The organism is Streptomyces sp. NPDC005805 (assembly GCF_040630445.1).
Lineage (GTDB): Bacteria > Actinomycetota > Actinomycetes > Streptomycetales > Streptomycetaceae > Streptomyces.
In genome coordinates, this window is the sequence record NZ_JBEXXN010000044.1 from 1 (window position 1) to 12920 (window position 12920).

The window sequence follows — 12920 nt, forward strand, 5'->3', positions numbered from 1 at the left end:
CACATGACGGTGATCTTCGCGAACTCTCAGACCGCGAAGATCACCACCGTCGACTACAAGCAGCAGTTGATCAATTACCCAACACTTTCTGAGCCGGGCCGGGCCGCGCCGGGTACCGCGCCCGCACCCCTGGTCAGGCCGGACAGGGCCCGCCCGCACCCCTGGTCAGGAGAGTCCCGCCCGCGTACGGGACAATCGGAGCCGTAGTATGTCTCCACGGGGAGGAACCGTGTCCGGATTCGTCGAAAAGCCCGAGCCGCGCCAGGTGCCCGGCCTGGTGCATCTGCACACCGGCAAGGTGCGCGACCTGTACCGGAACGAGGCGGGCGACCTCGTGATGGTCGCCAGCGACCGCATCTCCGCGTACGACTGGGTGCTGCCCACCGAGATCCCGGACAAGGGGCGGGTGCTCACCCGGCTGTCCCTGTGGTGGTTCGAGCTGCTCCAGGACCTCGCCCCCAACCATGTGATCTCCACCGAGCTGCCCGCCGGCGCCCCCGCCGACTGGGAGGGCCGCACCCTGGTCTGCCGCTCGCTGCGGATGGTCCCCGTGGAGTGCGTGGCCCGCGGCTACCTGACCGGTTCCGGCCTCGCCGAGTACCGGGAGACGCGCACGGTCTGCGGCCTCGCCCTTCCGGAGGGGCTCACGGACGGCTCCGAGCTCCCGGCGCCGATCTTCACCCCCGCCACCAAGGCCGCGGTGGGCGACCACGACGAGAACGTGAGCTACGAGGAGGTCGCCCGCCAGGTCGGCGCGGAGACCGCGGCCCTGCTGCGCCGCACCACGATCGACGTCTACGCGCGCGCCCGGGACATCGCCCGGGAGCGGGGCATCATCCTGGCGGACACCAAGTTCGAGTTCGGCTTCGACGGGGACGCCCTCGTCCTCGCGGACGAGGTGCTGACCCCCGACTCCTCGCGGTTCTGGCCGGCCGACACCTGGGAGCCGGGCCGTCCCCAGCCTTCGTACGACAAGCAGTTCGTCCGCGACTGGCTCACCTCGCCGGCCTCCGGCTGGGACCGCCGGAGCGAGCAGCCGCCGCCCGCCCTGCCCCAGGAGGTCGTGGACGCGACCCGGGCGAAGTACGTGGAGGCGTACGAGCGCCTCACGGGCCTGAGCTGGTCCTGACAGTTTCCGGTCCGCCGGTGCCGGCCCCGCCCCGCGCGGGCCCGGCACCCGGCCCGGGGGCGCACGAAGAAGCCCCCGGCGATCCCGCCGGGGGCTTCTTCGTATGGAGCGGACGACGAGATTCGAACTCGCGACCCTCACCTTGGCAAGGTGATGCTCTACCAACTGAGCCACGTCCGCATGCGCCGTAGCGCGGAGCCCACTATACCCAACCTTTCCGCCGCGCGAGACGTACCGCCGTATGGCGGTTCTCGGCACCCAGCTTCGCGGCGGCCGAGGAGAGGTAGTTGCGCACGGTCCCCGGGGAGAGGGAGGCCCGCGCGGCGATCTCCGCGACCGGGGCGCCGTCGGCGGCCAGGGCCAGCACCTCGGCCTCCCGGGTGGTGAGCGGGGAGTCGCCGGCGGAGATCGCGTCGGCGGCCAACTCCGGGTCCACATAGCGGTTTCCGCTGTGGACGGTCCGGATGATCTCGGCGAGCCTGCGGGCGCTCACGGTCTTCGGCACAAAGCCCCGGACGCCCGCGGCCAGGGCCCGTTTCAGATGGCCGGGCAGCCCGTGGCTGGTCACGATCATGGTGCGGCAGCCGGGGAGTTCGTCCCGCAGGCGTGTGGCGATCGTCACGCCGTCCGCGCCGGGCATCTGGAGGTCGAGCACGGCCACGTCCGGTCGGTGGGCCAGGGCCATGGCGAGTGCCTCGGGCCCGCTGGCGGCCTCGGCGACGACGGTCAGGTCGTCCTCCAGGGCGAGGAGGGCGGCGAGTGCGCCACGGATCAGATGCTCGTCGTCGGCGAGCAGGACGCGCACGCTCACACGGACTCCTTGAGGTCCTCGGGGTCGTCGGAAAACCCCGGGTCGTCGGACAGCTCGGGGCGGCCGACGGGCTCGGGGTCGTCGGTCGGCTCGGGGCCGCCGCTCAGGGGTGTGCCGGAGAGGGGGCCACCGGGGTCCGCGCCGCCCAGCGGGACCCGGGCGGTCACCCGGAAGCGGCCCTCCGGGACGGGCCCGGCCTCCAGCGTGCCGCCGACCGCCTGGAGCCGTTCGCGCAGCCCCGCGAGGCCGGAACCGGCAGTGGGGACGGACGGCCCGGCCGGGGCGGCGCCGTCGTTCTCCACGGTCAGCTCCACGGCGTCGGGGGAGGTGTCCACGGTGACCGCGCAGTGCCGGGCGTCGCCGTGCCGGAGGACGTTGGTCGTCGACTCGCGGACCACCCAGCCGAGGGCCGACCGCACCCGCGGCGACAGCGTGGCGAGTTCCGCGGCGGACCGCTCCGAGGGCGGCAAGCCGACCGTGCAGTCGATCCCGGCGGCGGCGAGCACACTCCGGGCGCCCTCCAGCTCCGCCCGCAGATCGGCCTCCCGGTAGCCGCGCACCACCTCGCGCACCTCGCGCTGGGACTCGCGGGCGATCCGCTGGACCTCGGTCATCTGGTCCACGGCCTCCGGCCGTCCCCGTTCGGCCAGTTGGACCGCCAGCTCGGCCTTGAGCGCGATGACGGCGAGGTTGCGGCCGAGCACATCGTGCAGGTCGCGGCCGAAGCGGAGGCGTTCCTCCGCGACGGCGAGCCGGGCCTGGACGTCACGGGCGTCCCGCAGTTCCCACATCACGCCCAGCACCCACAGCGACAGCCGGACGGTGAGCGCGAGCCAGCCGGTGACGACGCCGACCGTGACGACGGTGACGATCGTGGTCGCGGCGTCCTGGCCGCCGAGCGGGAGGAGGGCGGCCAGCACGGCGAGCACCGCCGCCTGGTGCAGGACCACCGTGCGCACCCGTGCGACCAGGCAGTGGGCGCTCATGACCGGCACCAGGCAGCAGCCGATCAGCAGGGGCACCAGACCGGTCAGATCGGCCCGGCTCGCGAGCGCGATCACCAGGACGATCAGGGCCGTGGTCGAGGCGGCCGCCGGGGCGGCGGCGCGCGGCGGGATCGGGCGCCGCACCAGATAGGCGTTCATCGCGGTGCGGGCGAAGCGGTGGCACAGCACTCCGTTGAGCGGCACCAGCAGCAGGGCGGGCACCACCAGCAGGAGGGGGCCGTCCGTCCGGACCGGTCGGGTGAACAGGTTCAGCAGGGTGCCGAGGACCGCGCCCCACTGGAGGGCGTAGACCGTCCAGCGGGTGTAGAGGTCGACCTTGGCGAACCTGCTGCGGCCCCGCCAGCCCTTCCGGGCGGCCGGCCGGTCGTCGGCCGCCGTGTCCCCGGCCGGACCGGCCGCCGTCACCGTCGCGTCCGTCACGTCCCGCTCACCTCCGTCGTTTCCCGGTCCCGCTCAAGGCACCGCCCCGCTCAAGGCACCCCTTCGCTCAAGGCCCGCCCCGCTCAGCGGCGCGGCTCCCAGCGGAACCACCGCCGCACAGCAAACACGGCCAGCCCGATCCAGGCCAGTGCCGCACCCAGGGCCCAGGTCACCTCGCCGGTGTCCGCGCCGCCGAGCCAGCCGGTCCGCACCAGGGTCATCACCCCGGTCATCGGCAGGAACTCGCACACCGCGGCCACCCGCTCGGGCAGCACCTCCAGCGGCAGGAACAGGCCGGAGCCGAGGGAGGAGACGAGGAAGAACGGCAGGGTGGTGATCTGCGCGCTCTCCACGGTCCGGGTGACGGCCGCCGTCGCCGCGGCCAGCGCGGCCATCATCACGATGCCCACCAGCACGCCCGCGACCAGGAGCTCGGGCCGCTCGGGCGCGCCGAGGCCGAAGAACGCGGCGCCGGCGACGAGCAGGGCGGCGCACTGCGCGAGGGCGACCGCCGCCGAGGGCAGCGCGGTCCCCGTCAGGATCTCGGTGTCGGACGCCTCGCCGGTGCGCAGCCGCTTGAGGACCAGGTCCTCGCGCCGGGCCACATAGGCGGAGACCAGGTTCATATGCACGACGAAGAGCAGGGCCATGCCGATGCCGCTGGTCATCACCGTGCCGGCGACGGTCAGCCCGGTGCCGTCGAGATCGAGGTTGCCGAGGGAGCCCTTGATCGCGCCGACCATCAGCGCGGGCATCAGGAGGGCGACGAACAGCGCCGACCTGTTGCGGACGAGCAGGGTGATCTCGGCCCGTCCGAGTGCCGTGAGCCGTCCCACGGTCGCCGTCGAGGTCGTCATCGGACGCCCACCACCCTGTCCTCGAAGTCTCCGTGGTCTCCGTTGTCCCCGCTGTCACGGTGGCCCCCGCCGACGAGAGCGTCCTCGGGGCCGTGCTGTTCCCGTTGCGCGATGTCGAGGAACGCCTCCTCCAGGGAGGCGGACCGTGCGTCCAGACCCCCGAGGACGACGTCCGACGCCCGTGCCCAGTCGATGAGTTCGCCCAGGTCCTGCTGGAGGTCGTGGGTGCGGATCTCGACCCGCTGCCCCTGCGCCCCGGCCCGCAGGCCCAGCGGCAGCCGGGCGGCGGGGACGGACTCCGGCAGGGTGAACCGGATACGCGCCGGGCGCCGGGCGGTGACCTCGGCCGGGGTGCCCGCCGTGACGATCCGGCCGCGGTGCATGATCGCCAGCCGGTCGGCCAGGGACTCGGCCTCCTCCAGGTAGTGCGTGGTGAGCAGCACGGTGGTGCCGTTGTCCCGCAGGGCGCGCACCAGGTCCCAGGTGTCGCGCCGGCCCTCGGCGTCGAGACCGGTGGTCGGTTCGTCGAGGAAGAGGACCTCGGGGCGGCCGAGGAGCGCGAGGGCCAGGTCGAGCCGCCGCCGCTCACCGCCGGAGAGCTGCTTGACGCGGACGCCGGCCCGGCCGCTGAGCCCGACCAGGTCCAGCGCCTCCGCGACGGGACGGGCGCCGGTGGTGCAGCCCGCCCACATCCGGGTGGTCTCGGCGGCGGTCAGATCGGACGGGAAGCCGCCCTCCTGGAGCATCACCCCGATCCGGGGGCGGACGGCGGCCCGGTCGCGCCAGGGGTCCCGCCCGAGGACCCGGACTGTTCCGCCGCTCGCGGGCGCCAGGCCCTCCAGCAGCTCCACACTGGAGGTCTTGCCCGCCCCGTTGGTCCCGAGCAGGGCGAACACCTCGCCGCGGCGGACGCCCAGGGAGATCCCGCGGACCGCCTCGAACCCGCCGCTGTAGACGCGGCGCAGGCCGTCGGCCTCGATCACGTACTCGTCGTCGGTCATGTCTCAAGGCTTCCGCCGCCGCGGGCGCCGGGGCAGTGCGCGCTGTCATCGCCCCGCATGACAAATGTCATCGGGGAATGAGTGGCGGCCGGGAACGACGAAGGCCCCGATCCGTAGATCGGGGCCTTCGCTCACGAGCGGACGACGAGATTCGAACTCGCGACCCTCACCTTGGCAAGGTGATGCTCTACCAACTGAGCCACGTCCGCATTGCTCCCGCTCGGCTTTCACCGGGCGGCGCGCCACCACTGTACCTGATCCACAAGAGTGGCCGGTAAAGCGATGCGGAGCGGGTGACAGGAATTGCACACTGCGCCTTCCCCCTGGAAGGGGGATGTTCTACTACTGAACTACACCCGCACGCTCCTCGGGATGGGGCCTTGCGGCCTCGCCCCTCGGCGTGCTCCAGACTCTAGCCGATCACCCGGGGTGCCGTGCAACTCGCCTTCGCGGCGGGCCCGCCGGACCCTGCCCCGGCGGTCCGGCCCGGAGCGGACGTCTCAACTCGCCTCGCGGAACGCCTCGTAGACGTGCTTGGGGATCCGGCCGCGGGCCGGGACGTCCATCTTGCGGGACTGCGCCCAGGCGCGGACCGCCGCCGGCGCCGGCTCCAGAGAGGTGTGCCGGTACCCGCCGGCCGGGCGCTCGCGCTTCGCGCCGCCCGCCGCCCGCTTTCGTCCGGCCGCCATGTACGGAGCCAGTGCCTTGCGCAGTTTCTTGGCATTGGACGTATTGAGGTCGATCTCGTACGACTTCCCGTCGAGGCCGAACGTGACCGTTTCCGCCGCTGCTCCCCCGTCGATGTCGTCGGAGAGCTCGACCACTACTCGCTGAGCCACGGACATCGGTCCTTTCCCTGCGGTGCCGGCGCTTCTGACGTGCGCAGACACCGGATTTTCGGCAGTCGAGGCGCAATGCTGCTTTCCTCTGTATTCCTTTGTACAGCGGTCGGCGGTGCATTGTGAAGCCCCGCCAATTGTCTGCGCGTGTCCGGTGCAAAGTGCTTCAGGATTGTGTCCGGGATTTCCCGGTAGCCCCTTGTGAATATCTACCCGCGTAGATTTTCCGGCCGGGTACGCTGAGGGAACCGCCCTCGCAACACACCACCGGGAGTGCCCGTGGCTCGCGTCGTAGTCGACGTCATGCTCAAGCCCGAGATCCTCGACCCCCAGGGGCAGGCGGTGCAGCGTGCACTGCCCCGACTGGGGTTCGACGGCATCGCGGACGTACGTCAGGGGAAGCGCTTCGAGCTGGAGGTGGACGGGCCGGTCGACGACGCCGCCCTCGCCCGCATCCACGAGATGGCCGAGACCTTCCTCGCCAACACCGTCATCGAGGACTTCGTCGTGAGGGTCGAGTCGTGACCTCACGCATCGGAGTCGTCACCTTCCCCGGGACGCTCGACGACCAGGACGCCCTGCGCGCGGTCCGCCTCGCGGGCGCCGAGCCCGTGTCGCTCTGGCACCGCGACAAGGACCTCCACCAGGTCGACGCGGTCGTCCTGGCCGGCGGGTTCAGCTACGGCGACTATCTGCGCGCCGGCGCCATCTCGCGCTTCTCCCCGGTGATGGAGACGATCATCGAGCAGGCCAGGGGCGGTATGCCGGTCCTCGGCATCTGCAACGGCTTCCAGATCCTCACCGAGGCGCATCTGCTGCCCGGCGCGATGCTGCGGAACAACCATCTGCACTTCATCTGCCGCGACCAGAAGCTCCGGGTCGAGAACGCGGACACCGCCTGGACCGCCGACTACGCGCGGGGCCAGGAGATCTCGGTCCCCCTGAAGAACATGGACGGCCGCTACACCGCCGACGAGCGCGTGCTCGACGAGCTGGAGGCCGAGGGCCGCGTCGCCTTCCGCTACCTCGACGTCAACCCCAACGGCTCGCTCCGCGACATCGCGGGGATCACCAACGCCGAGGGCAATGTCGTCGGCCTGATGCCGCACCCCGAGCACGCGGTGGAGCCGGGCATCGGAACCGGTGGCACCGACGGGCTCGGATTCTTCACCTCGATCCTCAAGAAGTTGGTCAGCGCCTGATGACTCTCGACACCGTCAAGCACGCCTCCGGGACCCCTGACGCCGAGCAGCCCTGGCGGGAACTCGGGCTCAAGGAGGACGAGTACACGCGCATCCGCGAGATCCTCGGCCGCCGGCCCACCGGCGCCGAGCTGGCGATGTACAGCGTCATGTGGTCCGAGCACTGCTCGTACAAGAGCAGCAAGGTCCATCTGAAGCAGTTCGGCGAGAAGGCCCCCGAGTCCGACGCCCTGCTCGTCGGCATCGGCGAGAACGCGGGTGTGGTCGACGTCGGCCAGGGCTACGCGGTCACCTTCAAGGTCGAGTCGCACAACCACCCCTCCTACATCGAGCCCTACCAGGGCGCGGCCACCGGAGTCGGCGGCATCGTGCGCGACATCCTCGCGATGGGCGCCCGCCCGGTCGCCGTGGTGGACCCGCTGCGCTTCGGTGCGGCCGACCACCCCGACACCAAGCGCGTGCTGCCCGGTGTGGTCGCCGGCATCGGCGGCTACGGCAACTGCCTGGGCCTGCCGAACATCGGCGGCGAGGTCGTCTTCGACTCCTGCTACCAGGGCAACCCGCTGGTCAACGCCGGCTGCATCGGTGTGATGAAGCACGAGGACATCCACCTGGCGAAGGCGTCCGGCGCGGGCAACAAGGTCATCCTGTACGGCGCCCGCACCGGCGGCGACGGCATCGGCGGCGTCTCGGTCCTCGCGTCCGAGACCTTCGACGACTCGAAGCCCACCAAGCGCCCCGCCGTCCAGGTCGGCGACCCGTTCCAGGAGAAGCTCCTCATCGAGTGCACCCTGGAGATCTTCAAGGAGAAGCTGGTCGCGGGCATCCAGGACCTCGGCGGCGCCGGGCTCTCCTGTGCCACCTCGGAGCTGGCGAGCGCCGGTTCCGGCGGTATGCGCGTCGAGCTGGACCGGGTGCACCTGCGGGACGCGACCCTCTCGCCCGAGGAGATCCTCATGAGTGAGTCGCAGGAGCGCATGTGCGCGATCGTCGAGCCGGAGAAGGTCGACCGCTTCCTCGCGATCTGCGAGAAGTGGGACGTCATCGCCACCGTGATCGGTGAGGTCACCGACGGCGAGCGGCTGGAGATCTTCTGGCACGGCGAGCAGATCGTGGACGTGCCCCCGCGCACGGTCGCCCACGAGGGCCCGGTCTACCAGCGCCCGTACGCCCGCCCGTCCTGGCAGGACGCCCTCCAGGCCGACGACGCGAACGCGCTGCCCCGCCCGGCCACCTCCGAGGAGCTGCGCGCCCAGGTCCTGAAGCTGGTCGCCTCCCCGAACCAGGCCTCCAAGGCGTGGATCACCGACCAGTACGACCGCTTCGTGCAGGGCAACACCGTGCTCGCCCAGCCCGAGGACGCGGGCATGGTCCGCATCGACGAGGAGACCAACCTCGGCGTGGCCATGGCGACCGACGGCAACGGCCGGTACGCCAAGCTCGACCCGTACACCGGCGCCCAGCTCGCGCTGGCCGAGGCGTACCGGAACGTGGCCGCCTCCGGTGCGAAGCCGCTGGCGATCTCCGACTGCCTCAACTTCGGCTCCCCCGAGGACCCGGACGTGATGTGGCAGTTCGCCGAGGCCACCCGCGGTCTCGCGGACGGCTGCCTGGCGCTCGGCACCCCGGTCACCGGCGGCAATGTCTCCCTCTACAACCAGACCGGGGAGACGGCGATCCACCCGACCCCGGTGGTGGCCGTCCTCGGTGTGATCGACGACGTCACGCGCCGCACCCCGATCGCCTTCGCCGAGGAGGGGCAGCTGCTCTACCTGCTCGGTGACACCCGCGAGGAGTTCGGCGGCTCGGCCTGGTCCCAGGTCGTCCACGACCACCTCGGCGGTCTGCCGCCCGTGGTGGACCTGGAGCGGGAGAAGCTGCTCGCCGAGATCCTGATCTCGGCCTCCCGCGACGGCATGATCGACGCGGCGCACGACCTCTCGGACGGCGGTCTGATCCAGGCCGTCACCGAGTCCTGCCTGCGCGGCGGGAAGGGCGCCCGGCTGGTCGTCCCGGACGGCCTGGACGCGTTCACCTTCCTGCTGAGCGAGTCGGCCGGCCGCGCGGTCGTCGCCGTCCCGCGCAGCGAGGAGCTCCGCTTCACCGACATGTGCGGTGCGCGCGGCCTGCCCGCGACCCGGATCGGCGTCGTCGACGGCGACGCGGTCGAGGTCCAGGGCGAGTTCGGCATCCCGCTGGCCGAACTGCGCACGGCGCACGAGGAGACCATCCCGGGTCTGCTCGTCTGACGCCGCGTCCCCTCTGTACGAATCTGTACGACGCCCCGCCCGGGCCGCCCGGGCGGGGCGTCGGCGTTCCCGAGGGCTCGCCCTTGCATGCTTCTCGCACCTTGCATGCTTCTACGTAATTACGTAATCTCGCAGTCATGGAACTGGAGGAACGGGTCGCGGCGCTGGAGGCGCGGGTGGCCGCGCTGGAGGGCACCGGGGCCGACGCGGCCGGGACGACCGGCGTCGGCGAGGGCGACTTCTGGGCCCTCGAAGGGCTCAAGCGGCAGCTCGACGGGCTCGGCGCGGAGGACGGCGGTGTGCTGTTCACCGGCGCGGTCCGGCTGCCGCCCGGCGAGCGCTACGAGTGGCAGTACGCCCTCGCCACCGAGTCCCTGCTCGGGGAGGAGGGCGAGGACTGGGCGGACCGCGCCGAACCGCTGGCCGCCCTCGGCCATCCGGTCCGGCTGCGGCTGCTGCGCGAGATCCTGGCCGGCCGCCGCACCGCCGCCGAACTGGCCGAGCTGGACGGGCTCGGCACGACCGGCCAGATCTACCACCACCTGCGCCAGCTCAGCGGCACCGGCTGGCTGCACCCGGCCGGTCGCGGCCGCTACGAGGTCCCCCCGGCCCGGGTCGTCCCCCTGCTGGTGGTGCTGACCGCCGCGCGGCCCTGACAGCGCCCCCGGGGCCGGGGGAGACGACGACGTACGACCCGACGAGACGAGGGAAGACCATGACCGCCCGCACCACCCTCAAGATCCTCGCCGCGGTGCGCAGGACCGCCTGGCTGGCGTTCTTCGCCTGCGTCACCAGCACCTTCTTCGCCGACTGGCCCTTCGGCCGGTTCTGGCTGTGGCTGCCCGCCCTGCTCGCCCTGGCGATCGGGCTGGGGATGGCCGTGCACCACCGGCGCGTCTTCCGGCTGCGGCGGTGCGAGGCGGTCGAGGTGCGCCCGCCCGTCTCGGGCCGCTGGACCACCCTGCACAGCCCCGCGGACCGCACCCCGAGCCACGGCACCCACACCTACGGGCAGACCTACGCCATCGACGTCATCGCCGAGCCCGAGGACCGGCCCCGCCCCGCGTTCGCCGCGCTCTGGCCCCTGGCCCGTCCCGCGCGGGACTTCCCCGCCTTCGGCGCCCCGCTCCACGCGGTGGCCGACGCCACCGTGGTGCACTGCGAGGACCGGCAGCGGGACCACCTCAGCCGCAACTCCGTGCCCGCCGCCCTCTTCATGCTCTTCGTGGAGGGCTCCTTCCGGGACATCGGCGGTCCGCGCCGGGTCCTCGGCAACCACCTGGTCCTCGACCTCGGCGACGGTGTCCACGCGGTCTACGGGCACCTGCGGCGCGGCTCGCTCACCGTGCGCCCCGGGGACCGGGTGAGCGCCGGGCAGGTGATCGCCGAGTGCGGCAACTCGGGCAACTCCAGCGAGCCGCATCTGCACTTCCAGCTCATGGACGGCCCCGACTCCGAGACCGCGTACGGCATCCCGTTCCGCTGGCGGGGGGTGGGGGTGCCGGCGAACGGCGAGGCGTTCACGGCGGACCCCGCCGGCCGCCCCGACGCGGTGCCCGCTCCGGGCGCCGCCCCCATCACCCCGCCCGCGCCGTAGGGTCGGGCCATGCCGCCTGCCAAGAAGCGCCCGAGGGCGTACGACCACGACCGGACCAGGGCCGCCGTCCTCGCGCAGTTCGGACACGTCCGCGAGGCCGTGGAGGGGATGACGCCCGATCAACTGGCCCTGCCCACCCGTCTCGGCGACTGGACGGTGCGCGAACTCGCCGCGCACATCGCCATGGTGACCGGTCTGGTCGCCGGATACCTGGAGCAGCCGGAGCCCGCGAAGGCCGATCTCACCCTCCTGGACTGGCCGTTCGCGACGGTGACGGCGGCGGACCGGGTCGACGGGGACACCCGCGCCTTCGCCGCGGGCGGCACCCTGCCCGAGCTCTACGCGCGCACCGCCGAGCGGGTCGGCGCCCTGCTGCCCGGTGCCCCGGCCGAGCGGCTGGTCCCGATGCGCTTCGGCGGTATGCGGCTCGGCGACTTCCTGGTCACCCGGACCGTCGAGTTGATCGTGCACACCGACGACCTCAACGACGCGACCGGGCTGGAGATCCCGTACGACCGGCAGGCGCTCGCCGCGTGCACCCGGCTGCTCGCGGACGCCCTCGCCGTGAAGGCGCCCGGCGCCTCGACCGAGGTGCGCGTCCCGCCGTTCGCGGTCGTGCAGTGCGTCGAGGGCCCCCGGCACACCCGGGGCACCCCGCCGAACGTCGTGGAGACCGATCCGCTCACCTGGACCAGGCTCGCCACCGGCCGCCGGAGCTGGGCCGACGCCCGGGAGAAGGCGCAGGTCAGCGCCAGCGGGGAGCGAGCCGACCTGGGCGCGCTGCTGCCGATCCTCGGCTGAGCGGCGGGCGGTGGGCGCACCGGACCGGGAACCCGGCGGGAACCGGTCGGGGGCCGGCTCCGTCCCATCCGCATGCGCAAGCAACTGAGCATCCCTGTGACCGCACTGGCCCTCCTCGCGCTCGCCGCCTGCGGCACGGAGTCCTCAGCGGGCTCCGCGGGCGGCGGCTCGGTGGCGCCGGACGTGCCGCTCTCCGGCGTCCGGTGGTCCGTCGACAGCCTCACCGTCGACGGGAAACGCAGCGCCGCCCCCGAGGGCGCCCATGTCGAGATCACCGACAAGGGGCGCGCCGAGGGCAGCTACGGCTGCAACCAGTTCGGCGCGGACGTCACCGTGAAGGGCGACACCGTGACCGTGGGCGAGGGCACCATGACCGAGAAGGCATGCGAGGGGAAGGTGCAGGGCTTCGAGGACGCCCTGCGCGGCGCGCTGACCGGTGAGCTGAAGGCGAAGCTCACGGACGGCCGGCTCACCCTCACGACCGGCAAGGGGGACACCATCGCACTCTCCGCCGAGAAGCCGGCGCCCCTGACGGGCACCAAGTGGACCGTGGACTCCCTCGTGGACGGCACGACGGCCGCGTCCGTGCCCGCGGGCACCGAGAACAAGGCGCACCTGACCATCGCCAAGGACGGCACGGTCGGCGGCAGCCTGGGCTGCAACCGCTTCTCCAGCACGGCGGAGGTGAAGGGGGACACGATCACCTTCGGCCGGATCGCCGCCACCCGGAAGCTCTGCCCGGGCCCGGAGATGGACCTGGAGCGGCAGCTCACCGCGCTCCTGGAGTCCGGCCCGGTGACGTACGAGGTCAAGGACCGTTCCCTGACCCTGACCGCCGAGAACGGCAAGGGCGTCGCGGCCCGCGCGGCCGCCTCCTGACCCGCCCGCGGCCGGCCCACGCGCGGCCGGCCCCGCGGGACCGGCCTCGCGGGACCGGCTTCCCCACGGGCCCGACCCGCCCGCCCCGGCCGACGCGACGGGTCCCGCGCACCCGTCCCGGCGGATGC

The 12920-nt window shown here is 72.7% G+C and carries 14 protein-coding genes and 3 tRNA genes; 9 read left to right on the forward strand and 8 right to left on the reverse strand.

The window, feature by feature from the left end; genetic code table 11:
* Together ABZ457_RS22065 and ABZ457_RS22070 are read left to right on the forward strand one after the other, a co-directional pair.
* Window positions 1–207: hypothetical protein (locus tag ABZ457_RS22065; protein WP_359159746.1), on the forward strand; the 207-nt coding region annotated here is incomplete at its 5' end.
* Window positions 208–229: 22 nt separating this feature from the next.
* Window positions 230–1129: a phosphoribosylaminoimidazolesuccinocarboxamide synthase gene (locus ABZ457_RS22070; protein WP_359159748.1), complete on the forward strand. Its 900-nt coding sequence runs from the start codon at window positions 230–232 to the stop codon at window positions 1127–1129.
* 104 nt (window positions 1130–1233) lie between these two features.
* Here ABZ457_RS22070 and ABZ457_RS22075 read toward each other — a convergent pair.
* The 8 genes from ABZ457_RS22075 to ABZ457_RS22110 all read right to left on the reverse strand — a co-directional run bounded on the left by ABZ457_RS22075 (window position 1234) and on the right by ABZ457_RS22110 (window position 6064).
* Window positions 1234–1309: transfer RNA gene (locus tag ABZ457_RS22075), tRNA-Gly, on the reverse strand.
* Between the two features lie 22 nt (window positions 1310–1331).
* Entirely contained in the window at window positions 1332–1940 is a 609-nt protein-coding gene (locus ABZ457_RS22080) for a response regulator transcription factor (RefSeq protein ID WP_359159750.1), read from the reverse strand.
* Complete coding sequence (locus ABZ457_RS22085; protein ID WP_359159752.1) at window positions 1937–3367, reverse strand: sensor histidine kinase; 1431 nt, start codon at window positions 3365–3367, stop codon at window positions 1937–1939. The genes ABZ457_RS22080 and ABZ457_RS22085 overlap by 4 nt, the downstream gene beginning before the upstream one ends.
* A gap of 83 nt (window positions 3368–3450) precedes the next feature.
* On the reverse strand, window positions 3451–4224 hold the full coding sequence (locus ABZ457_RS22090) for an ABC transporter permease (protein ID WP_359159754.1): 774 nt from the start codon (window positions 4222–4224) through the stop codon (window positions 3451–3453).
* Window positions 4221–5225 (reverse strand): ABC transporter ATP-binding protein, encoded by a 1005-nt coding sequence (locus ABZ457_RS22095; RefSeq protein ID WP_359159756.1) that lies wholly within the window; start codon window positions 5223–5225, stop codon window positions 4221–4223. Before ABZ457_RS22095 ends, ABZ457_RS22090 begins: the two co-directional genes overlap by 4 nt.
* A 136-nt stretch (window positions 5226–5361) precedes the next feature.
* Window positions 5362–5434 (reverse strand) — tRNA-Gly (locus tag ABZ457_RS22100).
* A 79-nt stretch (window positions 5435–5513) separates the two neighbouring features.
* Window positions 5514–5585: transfer RNA gene (locus ABZ457_RS22105), tRNA-Gly, on the reverse strand.
* A 140-nt stretch (window positions 5586–5725) separates the two neighbouring features.
* Window positions 5726–6064, reverse strand: coding sequence for an Lsr2 family protein (locus ABZ457_RS22110; RefSeq protein ID WP_359159758.1), 339 nt, complete (start codon window positions 6062–6064; stop codon window positions 5726–5728).
* Window positions 6065–6343: 279 nt separating this feature from the next.
* Between ABZ457_RS22110 and purS the strand changes: the two genes are divergently transcribed.
* The 7 genes from purS to ABZ457_RS22145 all read left to right on the forward strand — a co-directional run bounded on the left by purS (window position 6344) and on the right by ABZ457_RS22145 (window position 12792).
* Window positions 6344–6589, forward strand: a complete 246-nt coding sequence (purS, locus tag ABZ457_RS22115) for a phosphoribosylformylglycinamidine synthase subunit PurS (RefSeq protein ID WP_026277368.1) — start codon at window positions 6344–6346, stop codon at window positions 6587–6589.
* Window positions 6586–7266 carry a phosphoribosylformylglycinamidine synthase subunit PurQ gene (gene purQ, locus ABZ457_RS22120; RefSeq protein WP_359159761.1) on the forward strand — a complete coding sequence of 227 codons (681 nt, stop codon included), beginning with the start codon at window positions 6586–6588 and terminating at the stop codon, window positions 7264–7266. The genes purS and purQ overlap by 4 nt, the downstream gene beginning before the upstream one ends.
* Complete coding sequence (gene purL, locus ABZ457_RS22125; RefSeq protein ID WP_359159763.1) at window positions 7266–9515, forward strand: phosphoribosylformylglycinamidine synthase subunit PurL; 2250 nt, start codon at window positions 7266–7268, stop codon at window positions 9513–9515. The genes purQ and purL overlap by 1 nt, the downstream gene beginning before the upstream one ends.
* A 137-nt stretch (window positions 9516–9652) precedes the next feature.
* Complete coding sequence (locus ABZ457_RS22130; RefSeq protein WP_359159765.1) at window positions 9653–10171, forward strand: helix-turn-helix domain-containing protein; 519 nt, start codon at window positions 9653–9655, stop codon at window positions 10169–10171.
* 59 nt (window positions 10172–10230) lie between these two features.
* On the forward strand, window positions 10231–11112 hold the full coding sequence (locus ABZ457_RS22135) for a M23 family metallopeptidase (RefSeq protein WP_359159767.1): 882 nt from the start codon (window positions 10231–10233) through the stop codon (window positions 11110–11112).
* Window positions 11113–11121: 9 nt separating this feature from the next.
* Complete coding sequence (locus ABZ457_RS22140) at window positions 11122–11913, forward strand: sterol carrier family protein (protein ID WP_359159769.1); 792 nt, start codon at window positions 11122–11124, stop codon at window positions 11911–11913.
* A gap of 72 nt (window positions 11914–11985) precedes the next feature.
* The gene (locus ABZ457_RS22145) at window positions 11986–12792 is read left to right on the forward strand and encodes an META domain-containing protein (RefSeq protein ID WP_359159771.1); all 807 of its coding nucleotides are present in this window, start codon (window positions 11986–11988) and stop codon (window positions 12790–12792) included.
* Window positions 12793–12920 lie beyond the last annotated feature (128 nt).